We start from the raw sequence: 21,740 nt of genomic DNA, 5'->3' as shown, positions 1-21,740 counted from the left end.
AATCCGGGTCAGAGCCCGGCCAGCACGTCGAGCATCTGGAAATGCTCGACGAGGGGGCCAAGGGCGAGAACGGGGAAGAACTGCAGCCCGCCGAGGATGAGGATGACGCCGATCAGAAGGCCGATGAACAGCGGCCCGTGGGTCGGCATGGCGCCGGCGCTGGGGGTGAGCTTGGGCTTGACCACAAGACTGCCCGCGATGGCCAGGACCGCGATGGCGGGCACGAACCGGCCCATCAGCATCCCCACCCCCTGGGTCGTGTTCCACCACGGTGAGTTGGCGGTCAGGCCGGCGAAGGCCGAGCCGTTGTTCGCCGCCGCCGAGGTGTAGCCGTACAGGATCTCCGACAGGCCGTGCGGACCGTTGTTCAACAGCCCTTCCAGCGCGGTCGGAAGCACCGCCGCCACGGCCGAGAAGCCGAGAATGGCCAGAGGCAGGACCAAGACCGCCACCATGGCGTACTGGATTTCCCGCGCCTCGATCTTCTTGCCCAGATACTCCGGCGTGCGACCGACCATCAGCCCTGCAATGAAGACGGCCAGCAGGGCCATGACCGCCATGACGGCGATGCCCGAGCCGATCCCGCCGGGCAGGATCTCCCCCAGCTGCATCAGGAACATCTGCAAGCCTCCGCCAAGGGGCATGTAGCTGGCGTGCATGGAGTTGACCGAGCCGTTCGACGCCCCCGTGGTCATGGTCGCCCAGGCGACCGAGGCCGGGACCCCGAAGCGAACTTCCTTGCCCTCCATATTGGCCGAGGCGTCGACTCCGGCCGCGACCAGCGCCGGCGCCGGCTGGGTCTCGATGGCGTACATCGCAGCGCCCGAAAGGCCGAGCAGCACCAGGGCGGCGATCGCGAGCGCCCTCACGTCCCTTCTGGCCAGAACGCTGCGGCCGAAGGCGAAGAAGGCGGCCCATCCAAGCACATTGATCGAGACGGCGGTGATGAGATTGGTCAGCGGGGTCGGGTTCTCGAACGGATGCGCCGAGTTGACGTTGAAGATCCCGCCGCCGTTGATGCCCAGTTGCTTGATCGCCAGCTGGCTGGCCGTGGGGGCCAGCGACAAGGTCTGCGACCCGCCCTCCAGCCCGGTTGCGGTCGCGGAAGCGTCCAGCGTCTGAGGCACGCCCAGAGCGACCAGGACGATGGCGAGGGCGATCGACAGGGGCAGCAGCACCCACAGCGTCGTACGGGTCATGTCGGCCCAGAAATTGCCGACCCCCTCGCCGCGATTGGCGACGAAGGCGCGCGCCAGGGCCGCGGCTATGGCGGCGCCGGTCGCGGCCGACAGGAAGTTCTGCACCGTCAGGCCCGCCATCTGGCTGAAGTGCGACATCGTCGTCTCGCCGCCGTAGGACTGCCAGTTGGTGTTGGTGACGAAGCTGACCGCGACGTTGAACGCCAGGTCCGGCGACAGGTCCGAGAAGCCCTGCGGATTGATCGGCAGCCCCCCCTGGAAGCGCAGCAGGGCGTACAGCAGAAGGAAGCCCGCCGCATTGAAGGCCAGCAGGGCGCCGGCATAACCGAGCCAACCCTGGCTGTGAGCCGGGTTCACGCCCGAGGCGCGATAGAACAGACGCTCGACCGGCCGCAGCAGCGGATCCAGCCAGGTGTGTTCGCCATTCCAGACACGCGACATGTAGACGCCGATCGGCCAGCCGAGCAGCGCGGCGAGGCCGATGGTCAGGGCGATTTCCGCCCATCCTTGAATAGTCATGACAGCGGCTCCCTAGAACCGCTCGGGGCGCAGCAGGGCCGCGATCATGTAGACGGCGACGCCGACGGCGCCGACGCCCCAGAGGACATCGATCACCATCGTCACACCCGTTTCAACGCAACGGCGAGAACGGCGAAGGCCAGAAACAGCCCGCCGCCCAACGCCAGGAAAATCAGATCGGCCATGCCGACACCTCCAGCTCTACTGAGCCGTCAGCAGACCATCGTCGGGCATAAGCGTGCGATGCGGGAATCCTGCTTCCGCATAAAGGGAGCATAAAAATTGTGGCCGATCCGACGTACGACCGATCTGCCTATGCGGGCCTCACAGAGAGTAACGTGGGGCGCACGCCCCACGACCACCTATCCCGCCAGCGTCCGGGCGCGCTCGGATCAGACCCTCGACGCATCCGGAACAGGTCGAGGCGGCCTCAGCTACGGCTTCAGCACCACCTTGGTCCACTCGTTCTGGTTTTCCTTGAAATTCTTGTAGCCCTCGGGCGCCTGTTCCAGAGGCAGGCGATGGCTGATCAAGTCCGTGGTGTCGATCCGTCCCTCCAGGATCAGTTGCAACAGTTGTGGCAGATACCGCTGCACATGGGTCTGGCCCGTCTTCAATGTCAGCCCCTTCTCCATGAAGGCCCCGACAGGCCATTTGTCGGCCACCCCGCCATAGACGCCCGGAACCGAAACCGTGCCGCCCTTTCGCACAGCCATGATGGTCTCGCGCAGCACATGCGGACGATCCGTGCCGAGCCGGGTCTCCTGTTTGACCGCGTCAATCACATTGTCCGGCGAGAAGCCGTGGCTTTCCATGCCCACCGCATCGATACAGCTGTCCGGGCCCAGGCCTGCGGTCATTTCCAGCAGGGCCTCGCGCACCTTCACCTCATGATAATTGAGGACCTCCGCCCCGTTGGCCTTGGCCAGGGCGAGACGGTTGGGATGGCGGTCGATGGCGATGACGCGGCCGGCCCCCTGCAGGATCGCGCTCTTGATCGCGAACAGACCCACGGGACCGCAGCCCCAGATCGCAACAGTGTCGCCAGGCTGGATTTGCGCATTCTCGGCCGCCATCCAGCCGGTGGGATAGATGTCCGACAGGAACAGCACCGTCTCGTCTTCTATCCCGTCGGGAATCTTGATCGGCCCATAGTCTGAATAGGGCACCCGGGCGTATTCCGCCTGTCCTCCCGCGAACCCGCCCGTCAGATGGGAATAGCCGAACAGGCCGGCGACGGAATGCCCATAGGCGATCTCCGTGGCGTCGGATTTGTCGGCGGGGTTGGAGTTGTCGCACGCCGCCGGCATCGACCGCTCGCAGAAGAAGCACTGGCCGCAGGCGATGACGAAGGGCACCACGACGCGGTCGCCTTTCTTCAGGCTGGTGTTTCCGCGCCCGACTTCCACCACCTCGCCCATGAACTCATGGCCCAGAATGTCGCCGTTGGACATGCCCGGGATCATGCTGTCGTAAAGGTGCAGGTCCGAACCGCAGATGGCGGTGGCGGTGATCTTGATGATGGCGTCGCGCGGATTGACGATCTGGGGGTCAGGGACGGTGTCGACCTGAACATTGTGTTTGCCGTGCCAGGTGAGGGCGCGCATGGGCGGCTCCTTATCGAGTGAGGTCGGAAGTTCAGAAGTGGCGCGAGGCGCGGGGGGCGGCGTCGGGCGCCTTGGACGTCGAAATCTCGCCCGTCTCCATCAGTTGCTTGAAGCGACGGAGCTCCCGCCGGGCCTGAATGCGGGGTTCGCGCTGCATCACCTTGGCGACGACCTTGCCGACGAATCCGGCAGGCGGCGCATAGCTGATGAAGACGCGCACCTCCGTGCCGCGACCGAAGGGGTTGTCCTTAAACGACACCCAACCTTCATGATCGACGTCGGACCCTTCGCTGGAGGTCCAGGCGATGCGCTCGCCGGGCACGTCCTCGGTGATTTCACTGGTCAGTTCGACATCCTTGTCGCCCGGTCCGGAGACGATCCAGCGAGAGCGGCCGGCCTCCAGAAGCTCCACCGACTTCACAGTTTCCGAGAAGGTCGGCAGGTTCGTGAGATCGCGCCAATAGGCGTACAATTCCTCTCGCGGCCGATTGATCAGGACCGCTCTGAGGCTGGACGCCTCATATTCCCCCTCGCGTCGATCCTTATCGACGAAGGCCGTCGACCCGACATCAGCGTCGGTCGAAACTTCACTATAAGACATGGACTTAGCTCCGGTCAGCTGAATAGCGTCAACCACCGCGCCGAGGCTTCGTTCCCACTGTCGGACAGGGAACAGGCGCGGCTGCCGAGGGTTGGAAGCCTGACCCAACCGTCGGCGGCCCTATGACAGACACCCTGGCCCAGACCGCTGCCGAAACCGCCCGCCCCCCCCTGGCCGTCGGGACCGGCGCCTCATCCGGAAGCGGCTATGAACGCGCCAAACTGCTCGCGCAGGACGGCTATGATCTTGTCGTCGCCGCCGATACGCCCCTGGCCGCCCACGTCGAGATTCGAACCGGCCACGCTTTGGCGCATTTCCAGACAAGACTCGATCGATTCATTCCCGCACCCTGCGGTGTAATTTCACAAGGACGAGCTCATGGCGACGACGGTGGCGGACCTGCTGGCCAAGACCCTCGCCTCGGCCGGCGTAAGCCGGATCTGGGGCGTCACGGGCGATAGTCTGAACGGATTGAACGACAGCCTCCGACGGTTCGGCCAGATCGAATGGATGCATGTGCGCCATGAGGAGACCGCCGCCTTCGCCGCCGGGGCCGAGGCCGCGATCACCGGCGAGCTGGCGGTCTGCGCCGGCAGTTGCGGACCGGGAAACCTGCATCTGATCAACGGTCTGTTCGACTGCCACCGCAACCGCGCGCCGGTCCTGGCCATCGCCGCCCATATTCCCTCGTCAGAGATCGGGCTGGGCTATTTCCAGGAAACCCATCCGCAGGAACTGTTTCGCGAGTGCAGCGATTTCTGCGAACTGGTGTCCAATCCGGCCCAGATGCCGGCCGTCCTGGCGCGCGCCCTGAACACCGCCGTCGGCAAGGGCGGGGTGGCGGTGATCGTCCTGCCCGGCGACGTGGCACTGGCCCCGGCGCCGGAAGGCGCCTCTCCCGACTGGACCCCGCCCGGCAAGCCGCGCATCACCCCCGCCGTCGCCGATGTGGCGCGCGCGGCCTATTTGCTGAACCAGGCCGGGAAGGTGACGATACTGGCGGGCAGCGGCTGCGCGGGCGCCCACGCACAGGTGCTGGCCCTGGCCGAGGCGCTTCAGGCGCCGGTGGTCCACGCCTTACGTAGCAAGGAACATGTCGAATGGGACAATCCCTACGACGTGGGCATGACCGGCCTGATCGGCTTCTCGTCCGGCTATCACGCCATGATGAACTGCGACGCCCTGGTCATGCTGGGCACCGACTTCCCCTATCGCAATTTCTATCCGTCGAACGCCAGGATCATTCAGATCGATCATGACCCGTCCAGCCTGGGCAAGCGCGCCCATCTGGCCCAGGGCGTGGTCGGGGACGTCGCCGAAACCGTCGCCGCCCTGTTGCCGCAGCTGAAGCCGGATCGGTCGCCGCGTTTCCTGGAGGCGGCGCGCAAACACTATCGCGAGGCCCGCGCGGGTCTGGACGATCTGGCGCGCCCGTCTGCGAAGGGCCGGCCCATCCATCCGCAATATCTGGCCGAGGTCGTCAGCCGGTTGGCGTCCGACGATGCGATCTTCACCGCCGACGTCGGCACCCCGACCGTCTGGGCGGCGCGGTATCTGAAGATGAACGGGCGGCGGCGGCTGCTGGGGTCCTTCAACCACGGCTCCATGGCCAACGCCATGCTTCAGGCCATAGGCGCCCAGGCCGCCGCGCCGGGCCGACAGGTGATCTCCCTGTCGGGCGACGGCGGCTTCACCATGATGATGGGCGACTTCATCAGCCTGTCCCAACTGGATCTGCCGCTGAAGGTGATCGTCTTCAACAACGGCTCGCTGGGTTTCGTGGCCATGGAGATGAAGGCGGGCGGCTTCCTGGACACCGGCACCGATCTGAAGAACCCCGACTTCGCCGCCATGGCGACGGCCATGGGGATCAAGGGTTTCCGCGTCGAAGATTCCGACCAGCTCGAGGATGTCATCACTCAGGCCCTGGCCCATCCCGGCCCGGTGCTTGTCGATGTGGTCACGGCCGGCCAGGAACTGGTCATCCCGCCCAAGATCAAGCTGGAACAGGCCAAGGGCTTCAGTCTGTTCATGCTGAAGGCCATCATGAACGGGCGCGGCGACGAGGTGATCAAACTGGCCCGGACCAACCTCTAGGCCGCAGCGGTTCGAGGCGGCGTCTCACGACACGCCGGTACAAGACCCGGTCGGACCATCCGGGCGACAAGGGCGGATCGTTCGAGGTGCAGAAAGACGTTCCGATGACCGCCGAAACCCGACCCGCGTCCGCCGCCCCCGAAACCTCCGCCGGCCTGGGACGGGGCCTGATGTTCGCCATGGCCGTGGCCGCCGGGATTGCGGTGGCCAACATCTATTACAACCAGCCGATGCTGGGTCTGATGGAACGCGACCTGCCGGGCGAGGCGACCCGGTTCGTGCCGACCGTGACGCAGCTCGGCTATGCTCTGGGCCTGTTCCTGCTGTTGCCGCTGGGCGATCTGGTCGAGCGCAAGCGGCTGATCGTCGGCCAGTTCGTGGTCCTGGCCCTGGCCCTGGCGGCGACCGCCGTTGCGCCGGGCGCGGCCCTAGTGATCGTGGCCTCGCTGGTCGTCGGGATCGTCGCCACGGTGGCCCAGCAGATCGTGCCCTTCGCCGCCCACCTGGCCTCGCCCGAGAAGCGGGGCGCGACGGTGGGCGTGGTCATGTCGGGGGTCCTGTGCGGCATATTGCTGAGCCGGACCCTGGCGGGCTTCGTCGGCGCCCACGCCGGCTGGCGTGAGATGTTCTGGCTGGGCGCGCCCCTGGCGCTGATCGCGGGCGGTCTGATGGCCGCCGTCCTGCCCACCAGCCGCCCAGACAGCCGCCTGTCCTATCCCGCCCTTTTGCGCACCCTGGTTGATCTTTGGCGCGAGTTTCCCGCCCTGCGCCTGGCGGCGGCGACCCAGGCCCTGCTGTTCGGCGCCTTCGCCGCCTTCTGGACCATACTGGCCCTACATCTGCAGGAGCCGCGCTATGATCTGGGGGCCGATGCGGCGGGTCTGTTCGGCGTGGTCGGGGCCGTGGGCATCGTCGCCGCCCCCATCGCCGGACGGATCGCAGACAAGCGCGGCCCGCACGAGGTGATCGCCCTGGGCGCGCTTCTAACCTTGGCGTCCTGGATCATCTTCGGCGCCTGGACCTCCATCGCCGGCCTGGTGGTTGGGGTGATCCTGCTCGATTTCGCCGTGCAGAGCGCCCTGGTCTCGAACCAGCACATTGTCTACGCCCTGCGTCCCGAGGCGCGAGGGCGGCTGAACACCCTGTTTATGGGGTCGATGTTCCTGGGCGGGGCCGCCGGATCGGCCCTGGCCACAGTCGCCTGGACGCGGTTCGACTGGATTGGCGTCGTGGCGCTTGGGGCAGTAGCGGCGGTGATAGCCACCTTGCTTCAGGCCCGCAGCCTGGCCAAGGGACGCTGAGCCAGGAAAGTGGCATTGTCGGCGCCCCGTGGCGGCTGCTGGCAATGGCGCCCCTGATCCGGAACGGCCATGAGGTTGTCGTGCTGAAAGGTCAGCCTGACCGTTCGGTCGTCGCGCCGGTCTGGCGGCCGGGTGTCGGGACCACTTAGGAGTGGCTCAATCGCTGTCTGAAAGACGGGCAATTTTCCAGCCACCACTACACGAGGCTAGGACGGCTTAGCGCCAGGGGCGGTCGTCGGACTCCATGCGAAAACCAGACGTTCGGCGCTGGAAAAAGAGTGACCTGCGCTGCTGTGCTCGCCGGCATCCCGAGAGGGCCCATCGCTACGTATGGCGGTATGATGAAGCGCTGCCGTTTGCGGCGAAGACTTTGCCGTCCGTGGGTGATAAGAGCACCTGTGATGCTTAAAGCTCTGCGGGAAGTGGTCCGTCGACTTGGCTTCGTCAGCACTCTGCTGCTGACGCTGGTTTTCGCCATGCCCGCCTTCGAAAGCCATGCCTGCGGGGCGGAAACGCCGTCCAACTTCGAGATCGTCGAGGCGGTGTCCGGCGAGGATATCCAGTGCCCTGACTGTGGCCCGGCGTGCGCCAACGGCTGCTGCCACGCGCCGCATCCCGCTGTGTCCAACGACATGGCGACGCCGCGCTTCCTCGCGGTCTTCGGCCAGCCCGAGGCCTGGAGCGACAGCATCGCCTCCCCGCTTGGGTGGCCTGACGGTCCCGAGCGGCCTCCCAGACTCTGATCCGCGGCCGGACCTCGCGTCCAGCCCTTCCTGAGCCCTGCGCGTGGCGGAGACGCCGCGCGTCCTGAACTCTGGGCCCGGCCGTGCGCCGGGCGAGGATCGATCATGACCTTGAAGAAACACTGGCTGATGACCGGCGCGGCCGTAGTCATCGCTCTGAGTGCGGGCTTCGGCGCCGCCCGCATTCTGGACCGTCCCCAGACCGAGGCCGAACATGCCGAGGCGGGCGACGCCGACGAGGCTGGCGAAGAGGCCTTCGTCGCCCTGACGCCCCAGGAGGCGACACGGGCCGGCGTGTCCGTCATCGCCGTCCAGCGCGGGGGCGGAGCCGAACTGAAGCTGCCGGGCCGCGTCGCCTTTGCGCCCGGCGCCGAGGCCGCCGTCGATGCTCCGCTGGGCGGCGCCGTGGTGCGGGTCCATGTCGGCCTGGGTGATCGCGTGGCCGCCGGCTCGCCGCTGATCACCGTGCGAAGCCCGGACGGCGCCGCATCTCGCGCCGACGCGGACGCGGCCGGCGCGACGGTCGAGGCGGCCCGCGCCGCCGAACGTCGCGACCGCACCCTCTTCGAACAGGGCTGGGTTTCGCAGGCCCGGCTGGACGTCACCGCCGCCGAGACGCGTCGCGCCGAGGCCCAGCACCGGGCCGCCCGCGCCCGCGTCGGCGCCTTCGGCGCGCCGGGGTCCGACGGCCTGACGGTGGTGCGCAGCCCCATCGCCGGCGTCGTCACCCGCCTGAGCGCCGCACCGGGTCAGGTGCTGCATGAAGAGGCCTTGCAGGTCGCCGCCGTCGCCGACCCGGGCCGCGTCGAACTGATGTTCGAGGCCCCGCCCTCAGCCGCCTCGATACTGAAAGTCGGCGACACGCTGGAAAGCACGGTCGCGGGATCGCGTGTCGTGTCGGGCGTCGTCATCGCTATCGCGCCAGCCAATGCCAACGGCGCCGTCATCGTTCGCGCGCGGCCGTCCGGTGAGACGCCCCCAGCGGGGTCCGTCGTGTCGGCCCGCGTCTCGGCCGGCGTCTCGGCCGGCGTTGGGACGGGAACCCCCGTCGTCCCGCTGGACGCGGTGCAGACCATAGACGGCGCGCCGTCCGTCTTCGTGCAAGAGGGCGGCGGGTTCCGCGCGCGGCCCGTCGTGACCGGGCGGACGTCAGACGGTCGTATCGAGATCGTGTCCGGCCTGGCCGGCAACGAGCGTATCGCCGGCGCCGGCGCCTTCCTGCTCAAGGCCGAACTGGCCAAGGGCGAAGCCGAGCACGGACACTGATCATGCTGAACCGGATCATCGACGCCTCGGTGCGTTTCCGCTGGCTGGTCGTCGGACTGGCCGTCGTCCTGGCGGTTCTGGGCGGGCGCGAACTGCTGCACCTGCCCATCGACGCCGTGCCCGACATCACCAATCGCCAGGTGCAGATCACCACTGTCGCGCCGGCGCTCGGCCCCGAGGAGGTCGAAAGCCAGGTCACCTTCCCGCTGGAGACGGCGCTGGCCGGCCTGCCGGGCCTGACTGAGACCCGGTCCCTGTCGCGCCATGGCTTCTCGCAGATCACCGCCGTCTTCACCGACGCGACCGACATCTATTTCGCCCGCAACCTGGTCAACGAGCGGCTGCAGGCCGCACGCGAGGACCTGCCCGCGGGGCTGTCGCCGTCGATGGGTCCGGTCGTGACCGGCCTGGGCGAGGTCTATATCTGGACCTTGGAGCTGACGGGTCCGGCGGCTCGCCCGGGCGCCGTTTACGTCACGCCCGAGGGCGAGCGTCTGGTCACCGATCAGGAGAAGGCCACCTATCTGCGCACTGTCCAGGACTGGCTCGTCGCGCCCCAGCTGAAGACTGTGCCCGGCGTCGCCGGGGTGGACGTGTTGGGCGGCTATGTGAAGGAGTATGCGGTCCATCCCGACCCCAGCCGGCTGGCCGCCTACGGCGTCGGCCTAGTGCAGTTGGTCGAGGCCTTGGAGCACGCCAATCGCATCGCCGGCGCGGGCTACGTCAACCGCGCGGGCGAGGCCTATATCGTGCGCGCCGACGCCCGTCTGAAAAGCCTGAGCGACCTGGCCCAGACGCCGATCCTGAACCGGGGCGGCCAGGTGATCCGCGTATCGGACGTGGCGACGGTCGAGATCGGTCGGGCCCCGCGCCTGGGGTCGGCCAGCGCCGACGGCCGCGAAACCGTGGTCGGTACGGCCCTGATGCTTCAGGGCGAGAACTCGCGAGAGGTAGCGCGCCGCGTCGGCGAACGGCTGAAGGCCATCGCGCCCAGCCTTCCGCCCGGCGTGAACCTGCGGCCCGAACTGGATCGCACCGAACTGGTCGAGGCGACCATTCGCACCGTCGAGCACAACCTGCTGCTGGGCGCCCTGCTAGTCGTCGCCGTGCTGTTCTTCGCCTTGGGCGATGTGCGGGCCGCGATCATCACCGCCCTGGTCATTCCGCTCAGCTTCCTGTTCGCCGCCTCGGCGATGAACCGGTTCGGCATCAGCGCCAATCTGCTGAGCCTCGGCGCGCTGGACTTCGGCCTGATCGTCGACGGCGCCGTGGTGGTGATCGAGAACACCTTGCGTCGCCTCGGCATCGCCCGGCACGACACGGGCCGGCCCCTGACCGTCGCTGAACGCCTGTCGGTAGCGGCGGCCTCAGCCCGCGAAATGGCGCGTCCCGCCGCCTTTGGTCAGGCGATCATCCTGCTGGTCTATGCGCCACTGCTGATGTTCGAGGGGGTGGAGGGCAAGATGTTCGGGCCGATGGCCGCCACCGTCATGCTGGCCCTGGCCGCCGCCTTCGTGCTCAGCTTCAGCTTCGTTCCCGCCATGGCCGCCCTGCTGGTCAAGGAGCCCAGGGTGGATCACGAGGAGACGCGACTGACGCGCGCGGCCAAGGCCCGCTATCAACCGCTGCTGGAGGGCGCCATCGCCCGGCCCAAGCTGGTGCTGACCGGCGCGGGGCTGGCGCTGCTGGCAGGTGTGATCGCCTTTCTGACGCTAGGTCGCGAGTTCGTTCCGCAACTGGATGAGGGCGACGTCCTGGTCCAGGCCCTGCGCGTTCCCTCGACCTCGCTGGAACAGAGCCAGGCGATGCAGTTCCAGGTCGAACGCGCTCTGAAGGCCATGCCCGAGGTCGAGCGCGTCTTCACACGCACCGGCACGGCTGAGGTCGCGTCGGACCCCATGCCCCCGTCGATCTCGGACACCTTCGTCATCCTGAAGGACCGCAGCGACTGGCCCGAGCCGCGACTGGCGAAGGCCGATCTGGTGGCGGACATGGAGGTGCGACTGTCCAGCCTGCTGGGCAACAATTACGAGTTCACCCAGCCCATCGAGATGCGGTTCAACGAACTGATCGCCGGGGTCCGGTCGGACGTGGCGGTCATGATCTATGGCGACGACTTCGCCGCCATGGACCGTACGGCGCAGCAGATCGCGGCCGTCCTGAAGGGAATAGAAGGCGCGGCGGACGTACGGGTCGAACAGGTGTCCGGCCAGCCGACCATCACCGCCAGCGTCGACCGCACCGTGGCGGCGGCGCAGGGCGTCCATGCCTCCGACGCCGCCGACGCCCTGGCCATCGCCTTCGCCGGCCGCGCCGCCGGTCAGGTCAATGAGGGCGACCGGCGGTTCGATGTGGTGGTGCGGCTGGACGACGCCCTGCGCGCCGATCCGACCGTCATGGAGCAACTACCGGTCATGCCGGAGAACGCCCAAGCCGGCGCCCCGACCGTGCCCCTGTCCTCGGTCGCTCGCTTCGACGTTGCCGAGGGCCCGAACCAGATCAGCCGCGCCGACGGCAAGCGTCGCATGATCGTCCAGGCCAATGTCCGCGGCCGCGACCTGGGCGGCTTTGTCGCCGAGGCTCAAGGCAAGGTCGCCGATCAGGTCCAGCCGCCGCCGTCGGGCTGGATCGACTGGGGCGGGCAGTTCGAAAACCTGCAGCGGGCCTCGGCGCGTCTTGCGCTGATCGTGCCCCTCGTCTTCCTGACCATCGGCCTACTTCTCGTCCTGGCGCTTCGGTCGTGGAAGGACGCGGCCCTGGTGTTCGCCGGTGTCCCTCTGGCCCTGGTCGGCGGCGCATTGGCGCTGGCCTTGCGCGGGATGCCACTGTCGATCAGCGCGGCGGTCGGCTTCATCGCTGTGTCAGGCGTGGCGACGCTTAACGGCCTGGTCCTGATGCAGGCCATCCGACAGCGACTGACCGAGGGCGACCCGCCGGGCGAGGCGGCGCTTCACGGCGCCGTCAGCCGCCTGCGCGCCGTGTTGACCACGGCCCTGGTCGCGGTGCTGGGCTTCGTCCCGATGGCCTTTGCGGCGGGCGCGGGGGCCGAGGTGCAAAAGCCGCTGGCCACGGTGGTAATCGGCGGGCTGACCACGGCTACGCTGCTGACATTGATGGTCCTACCGGTCCTTGCGGCGCAGTGGCGATCCGTTCCGGCTCCGAAATGACGCGGAGCAACTGAAGAACGCCTGTGCGACCTCGCCGAACTCGGACCGTCGCACAGGCGGGACTTCACAGATCAATCTGCTCAGACATCGGGCTTCGCCTTCCGGCCGAGGAACCAGAGGGCGTAAAGGGCGGGCAGGAAGAAGAGCGTCAGAGCGGTCCCCGCCAGCGTTCCGCCGATCAGGACGACGGCGAGGGCGCCCCAGAAGGTCGACAGCGTCAGGGGCAGGAATGCCAGCACAGCGGCGAGGGCCGTCAGCAGGGCCGGTCGAGCCCGGAGCACCGTCGCCTCGACAAGAGCTGCCTCATTTCGCTCACACCGCCACTTGGAAGACCAAGGTCTACGTCCGTCGGCCTTCTCGTCGGCGGCTATTGCCCAAACGGAAGGCGGCCGCCCCGCATCGCTGCGAGGCGGCCTCTTCATGTCCGCTCGATCAGGACTGGATGAAGGCCAGCAGGTCGGCGTTCAGCACGTCGGCGTGGGTCGTCAACATGCCGTGCGGATAGCCGGCGTAGGTCTTCAGCGTTCCGTTCTTCAGCAGGGCGGCCGACAGCGGACCGGAGTCGGCATAGGGGACGATCTGGTCGTCGTCACCGTGCATCACCAGGGTCGGAACCTGGATGGCCTTAAGGTCGTCGGTGAAGTCGGTTTCCGAGAAGGCCTTGATGCCGTCGTAGTGGGCCTTGGCGCCGCCCGTCATGCCCTGGCGCCACCAGTTGTCGACCACCGCCTCCAGCGTCGTCACGCCGGGACGGTTGAAGCCGTAGAAGGGTCCGGCGGCAAGGGCGCGATAGAATTCGGTCCGGTTGGCGGCGAGACTGGCGCGCAGACCATCGAACACTTCCATCGGTAGACCACCCGGGTTGGCGACGGTCTTCAGCATGATCGGAGGCACGGCGCTGACCAGCACGGCCTTGGCCACGCGGTCGGCGTGACGGGCGACATAGTGGGCGACCTCGCCGCCGCCGGTCGAGTGGCCGATGTGGACGGCGTTGCGCAGGTTCAGATGGGCCGTCACCGTCGCGACGTCGGCGACATAGTGGTCCATGTCATGGCCTTCGGACACCTGGCTGGAGCGACCATGGCCGCGACGGTCGTGCGCGACGACACGGAACCCCTTCAGCAGGAAGTAGATCATCTGGGTGTCCCAGTCGTCCGAGCTCAGCGGCCAGCCGTGATGGAAGACGATCGGCTGGGCGTCCTTGGGGCCCCAGTCCTTGTAGTAGATTTGAACGCCGTCCGAGGTGGTGACGTAAGACATGGTGTCATCTCCGGTGATGGAGGCCGAGGCGCTGGTCGCGCCCGCCGATGCGATGGTTGGGATGAGGGAGGACAGCCCGAGCGCCGCTCCGCCGGCCAAAAGGCCGCGACGAGACGCCTGGGGGAAGTCGGATACGAATGCCGTCATTTGCACAGGTTCCAAGGGTCACGCGGTGCGGCCGCGCCCGTAATCGACGCTGGCAAACTGACTGGCCCGAAGGCGCTGGTCTTGGACCATGCCGCTGTGATCGAGCGCCGCCGCGACGACCGCTTTTGAGCGTTTCGGTCCAAGACCAGACGGCCGGATACGCACAGGCTTCCGCCAAGCCACTGGTCGTCCAGGACCGGAATCGCCCGAAATTAGACCAGAAATAGAAACGATGAGTTTTGCTAGTTTCCATTTCGGACATTCGAAAGCGCAGGCACACTCCCTTCATCGAAACGCCGCAGCGCGGCTGAACCAGAGGATTTGACCATGACCGCCACCGCCACCCCGACCGCCGGCAAAGGCCTGCTGACCCCCGCTGACCACACCCTGATCCTGGTCGATCACCAGTCGCAGATGGCCTTCGCCACCGCCTCGATCGATATCGGCGCCCTGCGCACCAACACCGCCCTGGTCGCGACAGCCGCGCGAGATTTCAAGGTTCCGACCATACTGACCACCGTGGCGGAGAAGACCTTCTCCGGCCCGATCTTCAGCGAGATCAAGGACGCCCTGCCCGACGCCCCCGTCTATGACCGCACCACGATGAACGCCTGGGAAGACTCTCAGGTGACCGACGCCGTCAACCGCGCCGGCAAGTCGCGCATCGTCATCGCCGGCCTGTGGACCTCGGTCTGCATCGTCGGTCCGGTCCTGTCGGCCATCGACCAGGGCTTCGAAGTCTTCGTCATCACCGACGCCTCGGGCGACGTCTCGAACGAGGCGCATGAGCGCGCCGTCCAGCGGATGATCCAGGCCGGCGCCCGGCCCATGACCTCGATCCAGTATCTGCTCGAGCTGCAACGCGACTGGGCGCGCGGCGAGACCTATGAAACCACCACCGGGGCTGCGGTGAAGTTCGGCGGCGCCTACGGCGTGGGGCTTCAGTACGCCCGCGCCATGCTGGGCGAACACGCCCGCGAAGGCTGACCCCGTTCCAATCTGCTGACCAGAAAGGCGCCGCCATGACCGACCGCATCGACAGTGAGCAAACGGACGTCCCGGCGGCGCCCGATCCGGACCGCGAACAGGCCCTGGATCAGGCCCTGGACGAGGCGCTGAGCGACAGTTTCCCCGCCAGCGACCCCGTTTCGATCGACCAAAGACAGGACGCGCAATGAAACCCCTTGTCATCGCCCTGGCCGTGGGCCTGCTGGTCGGGTGTCTCTATGGCCTGCTCAACGTCCGTTCTCCGGCCCCGCCCTATGTGGCCCTGCTGGGACTACTGGGCATTCTCCTGGGTGAACAGGGGACGCAATATGTGCGGCACAGGTTGAACCCGTCGCCGCCGGCCGTCGCGCCGCCCGCCGATTCCGTTCCCGGCGTTACCCGATGAGCCAGACCCGCCGCACAGCCCTCACCGCCCTCGGCCTAGCCGGACTGGCTCCCGCCGCCTTCGCACGGACTTCCTCCATGACCGACTCTTCAACTGACGCTCCCGACCTGATCCTGCACGGCGGCCGCTTCACCACCCTGGACCGCGCCAATCCGAACGCCGACGCCGTAGCCGTGAAGGACGGGGTGTTCGCCGCCGTCGGCTCGGCGCGCGAGATCATCCCGACCGCCGGACCCGAGACCAAGATCATCGACCTGGGCGGTCGGCGGGTCACGCCCGGCCTGATCGACAGCCACACTCACGTCATCCGGGGCGGGCTGAACTATAATATGGAGCTGCGCTGGGACGGCGTGCCCAGTCTGGCCGACGCCATGGCCATGCTGAAGACCCAGGCGGCCAACACCCCGCCGCCCCAGTGGGTGCGCGTCGTCGGCGGTTTCACCCGCCACCAGTTCGCCGAAAAACGCCTGCCGACCCTGGACGAAATCAACGCCGCCGCGCCCGAGACGCCGGTCTTCATCCTGCACCTGTATGACCGCGCCCTGCTGAACCGAGCCGCCCTGCGCGCCGTCGGCTATACCAAGGACACGCCCAATCCCCCGGGCGGTGAGATCCAGCGCGACGCCGCGGGCGAGCCCACCGGCATGCTGATCGCCCAGCCCAATGCGATGATCCTCTATTCGACCCTGGCCAAGGGGCCGAAGCTGCCGGAGGAGTACCAGCTCAACTCCACCCGCCATTTCATGCGCGAGCTGAACCGGCTGGGCGTGACCAGCGTGATCGATGCCGGCGGCGGCTTCCAGAACTATCCCGACGATTATGAGATCATCGAGAAGCTGCACGCCGACGGTCAGCTGACCGTGCGTCTGGCCTACAACCTGTTCACCCAGAAGCCGAAGGAAGAGCTGGCCGACTTCAAGACCTGGGGCAAACAGGTTCGGCCCGGCCAGGGCGACGACTATTACCGCCACAACGGCGCCGGCGAGATGCTGGTCTATTCCGCCGCCGACTTCGAGGACTTCCGCCAGCCGCGTCCCGACATGCCGGCCAATATGGAGACCGACCTGGAGCCGGTGATCCGCCAACTGGTCGAGCAACGCTGGCCCTGGCGGCTGCACGCCACCTATGACGAGACCATCGACCGGGCGCTGGACGTCTATGAAAAGGTCAATCAGGACATTCCGTTCGACGGCCTGCACTGGTTCTTCGACCACGCCGAGACGATCAGCGAACGCAACATCGACCGGATCGCGGCCCTGGGCGGCGGCATCGCCGTGCAGCACCGCATGATGTACCAGGCCGAGGATTTCGCCGAACGCTATGGCGTCGAAGCCATGGCGAACACTCCGCCGGTGTCGCGGATGCTGGCCGCCGGCGTGCCGGTCGGGGCCGGCACGGACGCCACCCGCGTGGCCTCCTACAATCCCTGGGTCTCGCTGAGCTGGCTGGTGACGGGCAAGAGCCTGGGCGGCTTGCGCATGTATCCGCCCGCCCAGCGCCAGGACCGCGAGGCGGCGCTGCGTCTGTGGACCGAGGCCAATACCTGGTTCTCGAACGAAGAAGGCAAGAAGGGCGTCATCGCGGTGGGCCGACTGGCGGATCTGGTCGTGCTGGACCGCGACTATTTCTCGGTGGCCGAGGACGAGATCGTCCATATCGAAAGCGACCTGACGCTGCTGGGCGGAAAGATCGTCTGGGGGGCCGGCGACTTCAGCCGCGAAGCGCCGCCGATCCCGCCGCCGACGCCCGACTGGTCGCCGGTCCGCGCGTTCGGCGGCTATCACACGACCAAGACTCAGGAACGGACCGGCTTCTTCGCCAAGGTCGCGGCGGCCTGCGGCTGTTCGACCGCTTGCGGCGTCCACGGCCATGACCATGCGGCGACCGCCCGGCTTCAGGCCCCGGCGGCCGACGCCAAATCCTTCTGGGGCGCCCTGGGCTGCGCCTGCTGGGCGGTGTGATCATGAAGGCTGCCACCTCCCCCCGCCCTATCGCCGACCTGCTCGACGCCCCGGGCGTCGCCCTGATCGCCCGGATCCTGCTGACCTCGCCCTTCTGGATCAGCGGCGTGCTGAAACTGTTCGACTTCGCCTCGGCCGTCGGCGAGGCGGCCCATTTCGGGCTGCAGCCGGCGGCGGCGGTCGCGGTCGGCGTGATCCTACTGCAGATCGGCGGGTCTCTGGCCGTCATCCTGAGCCGCTGGACCTGGCTGGGCGCCGGCGCCCTGGGCGTCTTCACCGGCCTGGCGAACCTGATCGGCCACGCCTTCTGGACCCTGTCTGATCCCATGGCGCGCTTCCACGACATGAACGCCTTCACCGCCAACCTCGGCCTGATCGGCGGACTAATCTTGGCGGCCGTCCTGGCCGAGCGCCGCCGCGCATGAGCGGCGCGCCCGCCCCCGCTGCAAGCCGCGGCCCCTTGGCCACGCCGCTGTTCCGCGCCCTGTGGATCGCGACCATCGTCTCCAACATCGGCACATGGATGAACGACGTCGGTTCGTCCTGGCTGATGACCTCCCTGTCGCCCAGCCCGCTGTGGGTGGCCATGGTCCAGGCGGCGACGACCCTGCCGATGTTCCTGTTCGCCCTCCCCGGCGGGGCGCTGGCCGATGTGGTCGACCGGCGCAAGCTTCTGGTCGCGTCGCAGACGCTGATCCTCGTCGGCGCAGCGGCCCTGGCGGCGGTCACCGCCCTGAACCTGATCACGCCCCTGATCCTGCTGGCCCTGACCGCCGTCATGGGCCTGGGCGCCGCCCTCAGCGCCCCGGCGTTTCAGGCCATCGTGCCCGAGCTGGTCGAGAAGCCGGCCCTGGCCGACGCGATCGCCCTGAACAGCCTGGGCATCAATATCGCCCGCGCGATCGGCCCGGCTCTGGGCGGGGTGATTGTCGCCGTCGCAGGATCGGCGGCGGTCTATGCGCTGAACGCCGTTTCGATCCTGGCGGTGTTGGGGGTGCTGATCGCGTGGAAGCGGCAGCCGAGGGTGGACAACCTGCCGCCCGAGCATTTCTTCGCCGCCCTGCGCACGGGCTATGGCTACGCCCGTCATGCGCCGGCCTTGCAACTGGTGCTGCTGCGGTCGGTCGCCTTCTTCCTGTTCTCAAGCGCCCTGTGGGCCCTGCTGCCCGTGGTGGGGCGGCGGACGCTGGGGCTGGACGCGGCGGGATACGGCGCCTTGCTGGGCTGTATGGGCCTGGGCGCGATCCTGGGCGCGACCGTGCTGGCGCGGGTGCGAAAACACGTCAGCGGCAACAGCCTGTCCATCTTTGGGTCGGTCGTCTTCGCCATGGCCACACTGGCGCTGGCCCATGTCGCAAACCTGATCCTCGCCGGAGGCGTGATGATCCTGGCCGGTCTGGCCTGGATCACCATGTTGTCGTCCCTGAACGTCGCCGCCCAGATGGCGGCGCCGACTTGGGTCAAGGCGCGCGCCCTGGCGATCTATCTGCTGGTTTTCCAGGGCGCCATGACGGCGGGAAGCCTGGTCTGGGGCGGTCTGGCCAGCCGGACCGATGTCGCCACCGCCCTGACGGTCGCGGGGATCGCCCTGTTGCTCGCCACCGGGACCGCCCTGCGTTTTCGCCTGCCGGCGACCGGCGCCCTGGACCTGACGCCGTCGGGCCACTGGGTCGAGCCGACCGTCGCGGGCGAACCGGCGCCGGATCGCGGCCCGGTGATGATCCTGATCGAGTACCGGATCGACCCGACCCAGGTCGCCGAGTTTGTGAAAGCGATCAGGCCGTTCAGCGCCGTTCGCAAACGCGACGGCGCCCTAGACTGGCGTCTGTTCGAGGATGCGGCCGAACCGGGCCTGGTCGTCGAGAGCTTCGTCGTACCCAGTTGGCTGGAGCATCTGCGACAGCACCAGCGCATCACCCATGACGACCGGCTGACCCAGGAACAGATCCAGCGTTTCCACATCGGCGACCAACCGCCCCGCGTCCGCCACCTGATCGCTCCCGCGACCTGAGGCGGCTCAGGCGGCCAGACGGCGGTCGCGGCGCCATTGAAAGGGCGTGGCGTCGAGATGGCGGCGGAACAGGCGGGTCAGATGCGCCTGATCCGCCAGTCCGCAGGCGTCGGCGATGTGGGAAAGGCTTTCGTCGGTGCTCAACATCATGGCCTTGGCCTTCTCCAGGCGGCGACGCATCACATAGGCGTGGGGGGTCTCGCCGGTCGTGATCTTGAAGGCGCGGCAGAAGTGACTGGCGCTGAGCCGGACACGCGAGGCCAGATCCTCAACATGGATTCGATCGTCCAGGTTCTCTCTCACGAACTCGGCCACCCGCTTCATCTGCCAGGCCGCCAGGCCGCCGCGTGCGGGCTCGGCCTCGCGGGCCGGTTCGCGCGACCGGTCATAGGCTTCGCCCGACCAGACCGGAAGGACGCGCAACAGGGCCTGAAGCTGCGCCAGGCCATGACGCGCAGCGGCGGCGTTGCGGTCCAGCGCCCCATCCACTTCCGCCAGGATGCGGAAGGCGGTCGGGCCCAGATTCTCCAGCGACGGCGCAGTCACCCGAGTATCGGAGAAGGTTGTGGCTAGGTCAGTCATTGCGGCCTCCGGCTTTTGGTCTGACCAAACTGACGAGCGCCGTCCCTGTCCGCCATTGAACGATCGGTTGGTCAGGCCCCGACTTGGTCTTGGGCGCCTAACCTTTGGTATGGGGTCGGCGCGGCGCAGGTTTGGTACAAGCGGGAAACCGGGATCGCGGCGATGATGGCCCGATCACAGACCTTCCTGGAGGACCGCCATGGCGTCCGCCGATCCCTTGATCACCGAAGACCCCTATGCCCGCACCGCCCAGGTCTATCCCCGCCTGAGCGACGAGATGATGGACCGGGTGCGCAACTATGGCGACGAAGAAGCCGTGGCTGCGGGCCAGGTGCTGTTCCGGCGCGGCGACCGGCGCGCCGACTTCTTCGTAGTGGTCGAAGGCGAGATCGCCATCATCCGCCAGAACGACCAGGGCGCCGACGAACTGCTGGTGACCCACCAGGCCCATCAGTTCACGGGCGAACTGGACCAGGTCTCGGAACGCGCCTTGCTGGTGGATGGGCGATCCACCGGTCCGGGGCGGGTGATCCGCGTCCACCACGACGACCTGGCCCGGCTGATGTCGTCTGAGCCCGACATCGGCGAACTGATCATGCGGGCCTTCATCCTGCGCCGGATGGGGTTCCTGTATCACGCCCAGGCCGGCGTGGTGCTGATCGGCGATCCCAACGACGGCGACACCCAACGGCTTGAGCGGTTCATCATCCGCAACTCTTACCCATTGCGTACGGTCGATCCGCAGACCGATCCTGCGGCGGCTCAGCTGATGGAGGTGTTCGCGGTCGGGGGCGGCGATCTGCCGGTCGTGATCTCGCCCGACCGCTCCGTCCTGTCCAATCCCGGCCTGCCGGAACTGGCCGACCATCTGGGCCTGACCGAGCGGTTCGACCCGGACGAGGTCTGGGACGTCGTGGTGGTGGGGGCCGGTCCGGCCGGATTGGCGGCGGCGACCTATGCCGCGTCCGAGGGCCTGTCGACGGCGGTGATCGAGGCCCTGGCGCCCGGCGGCCAGGCCGGCACAAGCTCCAAGATCGAGAACTACCTGGGCTTCCCCACCGGCATCTCGGGCCAGGCCCTGGCCGGGCGCGCCCTGATCCAGGCGCAGAAGTTCGGTGCGCGCATGGCCATTTCGCGTGGCGCCGTCGCCCTGGACTGCGGCGTCCACCCGTTCCGGATCCGGCTGGAAGACGATCAGATCGTCCAGGCCCGCGCCGTGGTGGTGGCGACCGGCGCCCATTATCGCAAGCTGGACGTGCCCGACTACGCCCGGTTCGAAGGCCACGGCATCCACTACGCCGCCACCGCCATGGAGGCGAAACTGTGCAGCGGCCTGGACGTGGTCGTGGTCGGAGGCGGCAATTCGGCCGGCCAGGCCGCCATGTATCTGTCGCGCCACGTCGGCCACGTCCATATGCTGGTGCGCGGCCCCGGCCTGTCGGAGACCATGTCCGACTATCTGGTCCAGCGCATCCTGCGCTCGCCCCGCATCACCCTGTATCCCCACACCGAGGTGACCCAGCTGGAGGGCGACCGGCTGTTGTCCGGCGTGGCCTGGACCGACCGCCGCACGGGCCAGACGACCCGGATCCCCGCCCACGCCCTGTTCGTCATGATCGGCGCCCGGCCCAATACCGAATGGGTGGCGGACTGTCTGGCGCTGGACGACAGCGGCTTTGTCGTCACCTGTCTGCGGCCGGGCCAGACGCCGGACCTGCGGCCGGGGGCCTCGGCCTATGAGACCGAGCGGGCCGGGATCTACGCCGTCGGCGACGTCCGCGCCGGCTCGGTCAAACGGGTGGCCGCCGGCGTCGGCGAGGGCTCGGTCGTGGTCCAGGCCATTCACGCCTATCTGGCCTCGCTGGGCCGCGACTGAGGGCTGGAAC

20 protein-coding genes are annotated in these 21,740 nt (G+C 67.8%); 12 read left to right on the top strand and 8 right to left on the bottom strand.

The features are described 5' to 3' along the window. Positions 1–8: 8 nt before the first annotated feature. The 5 genes from kdpA to ACVPT3_RS05045 all read right to left on the bottom strand — a co-directional run bounded on the left by kdpA (position 9) and on the right by ACVPT3_RS05045 (position 4,240). Positions 9–1,718 carry a potassium-transporting ATPase subunit KdpA gene (kdpA, locus tag ACVPT3_RS05065; RefSeq protein WP_492043106.1) on the bottom strand — a complete coding sequence of 570 codons (1,710 nt, stop codon included), beginning with the start codon at positions 1,716–1,718 and terminating at the stop codon, positions 9–11. Positions 1,719–1,730: 12 nt separating this feature from the next. After that, positions 1,731–1,817: a potassium-transporting ATPase subunit F gene (locus tag ACVPT3_RS05060; protein WP_492043789.1), complete on the bottom strand. Its 87-nt coding sequence runs from the start codon at positions 1,815–1,817 to the stop codon at positions 1,731–1,733. A 335-nt stretch (positions 1,818–2,152) separates the two neighbouring features. Further along, entirely contained in the window at positions 2,153–3,325 is a 1,173-nt protein-coding gene (locus tag ACVPT3_RS05055; protein WP_492043105.1) for a zinc-dependent alcohol dehydrogenase, read from the bottom strand. Positions 3,326–3,356: 31 nt separating this feature from the next. Then, positions 3,357–3,926, bottom strand: coding sequence for an SRPBCC family protein (locus ACVPT3_RS05050; RefSeq protein WP_492043104.1), 570 nt, complete (start codon positions 3,924–3,926; stop codon positions 3,357–3,359). A gap of 191 nt (positions 3,927–4,117) precedes the next feature. Then, positions 4,118–4,240 carry a hypothetical protein gene (locus ACVPT3_RS05045; RefSeq protein ID WP_492043103.1) on the bottom strand — a complete coding sequence of 41 codons (123 nt, stop codon included), beginning with the start codon at positions 4,238–4,240 and terminating at the stop codon, positions 4,118–4,120. A 64-nt stretch (positions 4,241–4,304) separates the two neighbouring features. Between ACVPT3_RS05045 and poxB the strand changes: the two genes are divergently transcribed. The 5 genes from poxB to ACVPT3_RS05020 all read left to right on the top strand — a co-directional run bounded on the left by poxB (position 4,305) and on the right by ACVPT3_RS05020 (position 12,500). Then, a complete protein-coding gene (gene poxB, locus ACVPT3_RS05040) occupies positions 4,305–6,023 on the top strand; it encodes a ubiquinone-dependent pyruvate dehydrogenase (RefSeq protein WP_492043102.1) in 1,719 nt (572 codons plus the stop codon). A 104-nt stretch (positions 6,024–6,127) separates the two neighbouring features. Further along, positions 6,128–7,324: an MFS transporter gene (locus tag ACVPT3_RS05035; protein WP_492043101.1), complete on the top strand. Its 1,197-nt coding sequence runs from the start codon at positions 6,128–6,130 to the stop codon at positions 7,322–7,324. Between the two features lie 401 nt (positions 7,325–7,725). Further along, positions 7,726–8,067, top strand: a complete 342-nt coding sequence (locus ACVPT3_RS05030) for a hypothetical protein (RefSeq protein WP_492043100.1) — start codon at positions 7,726–7,728, stop codon at positions 8,065–8,067. A 105-nt stretch (positions 8,068–8,172) separates the two neighbouring features. Further along, the gene (locus tag ACVPT3_RS05025) at positions 8,173–9,333 is read left to right on the top strand and encodes an efflux RND transporter periplasmic adaptor subunit (RefSeq protein ID WP_492043099.1); all 1,161 of its coding nucleotides are present in this window, start codon (positions 8,173–8,175) and stop codon (positions 9,331–9,333) included. 2 nt (positions 9,334–9,335) lie between these two features. Beyond that, the gene (locus ACVPT3_RS05020) at positions 9,336–12,500 is read left to right on the top strand and encodes an efflux RND transporter permease subunit (protein ID WP_492043098.1); all 3,165 of its coding nucleotides are present in this window, start codon (positions 9,336–9,338) and stop codon (positions 12,498–12,500) included. Between the two features lie 80 nt (positions 12,501–12,580). Here ACVPT3_RS05020 and ACVPT3_RS05015 read toward each other — a convergent pair whose 3' ends face one another. Continuing rightward, entirely contained in the window at positions 12,581–12,922 is a 342-nt protein-coding gene (locus tag ACVPT3_RS05015) for an efflux RND transporter permease subunit (RefSeq protein WP_492043097.1), read from the bottom strand. Between the two features lie 10 nt (positions 12,923–12,932). Beyond that, the gene (locus ACVPT3_RS05010; RefSeq protein ID WP_492043096.1) at positions 12,933–13,907 is read right to left on the bottom strand and encodes an alpha/beta fold hydrolase; all 975 of its coding nucleotides are present in this window, start codon (positions 13,905–13,907) and stop codon (positions 12,933–12,935) included. Between the two features lie 327 nt (positions 13,908–14,234). Between ACVPT3_RS05010 and ACVPT3_RS05005 the strand changes: the two genes are divergently transcribed. The 6 genes from ACVPT3_RS05005 (at position 14,235) to ACVPT3_RS04980 (ending at position 19,272) form a co-directional block, all read left to right on the top strand. Further along, positions 14,235–14,894, top strand: coding sequence for a hydrolase (locus tag ACVPT3_RS05005; RefSeq protein WP_492043095.1), 660 nt, complete (start codon positions 14,235–14,237; stop codon positions 14,892–14,894). Positions 14,895–14,929: 35 nt separating this feature from the next. Continuing rightward, positions 14,930–15,085 carry a hypothetical protein gene (locus ACVPT3_RS05000; protein WP_492043094.1) on the top strand — a complete coding sequence of 52 codons (156 nt, stop codon included), beginning with the start codon at positions 14,930–14,932 and terminating at the stop codon, positions 15,083–15,085. Further along, the gene (locus ACVPT3_RS04995; RefSeq protein WP_492043093.1) at positions 15,082–15,300 is read left to right on the top strand and encodes a DUF1427 family protein; all 219 of its coding nucleotides are present in this window, start codon (positions 15,082–15,084) and stop codon (positions 15,298–15,300) included. The genes ACVPT3_RS05000 and ACVPT3_RS04995 overlap by 4 nt, the downstream gene beginning before the upstream one ends. Positions 15,301–15,377: 77 nt before the next feature. Next, positions 15,378–17,261 (top strand): amidohydrolase, encoded by a 1,884-nt coding sequence (locus ACVPT3_RS04990; RefSeq protein ID WP_492043092.1) that lies wholly within the window; start codon positions 15,378–15,380, stop codon positions 17,259–17,261. A gap of 2 nt (positions 17,262–17,263) precedes the next feature. Next, complete coding sequence (locus tag ACVPT3_RS04985; RefSeq protein ID WP_492043091.1) at positions 17,264–17,686, top strand: DoxX family protein; 423 nt, start codon at positions 17,264–17,266, stop codon at positions 17,684–17,686. After that, positions 17,683–19,272: an MFS transporter gene (locus tag ACVPT3_RS04980; protein WP_492043090.1), complete on the top strand. Its 1,590-nt coding sequence runs from the start codon at positions 17,683–17,685 to the stop codon at positions 19,270–19,272. The genes ACVPT3_RS04985 and ACVPT3_RS04980 overlap by 4 nt, the downstream gene beginning before the upstream one ends. 6 nt (positions 19,273–19,278) lie before the next feature. Here ACVPT3_RS04980 and ACVPT3_RS04975 read toward each other — a convergent pair whose 3' ends face one another. Continuing rightward, entirely contained in the window at positions 19,279–19,854 is a 576-nt protein-coding gene (locus ACVPT3_RS04975) for a helix-turn-helix domain-containing protein (RefSeq protein ID WP_492043089.1), read from the bottom strand. A 199-nt stretch (positions 19,855–20,053) separates the two neighbouring features. Between ACVPT3_RS04975 and ACVPT3_RS04970 the strand changes: the two genes are divergently transcribed. Beyond that, a complete protein-coding gene (locus ACVPT3_RS04970) occupies positions 20,054–21,730 on the top strand; it encodes an FAD-dependent oxidoreductase (protein ID WP_492043088.1) in 1,677 nt (558 codons plus the stop codon). Positions 21,731–21,740: the final 10 nt, after the last annotated feature.

This window comes from Brevundimonas sp. FV1ps31S, from assembly GCF_058681265.1.
This window is presented reverse-complemented; position numbering and strand designations above follow the sequence as displayed.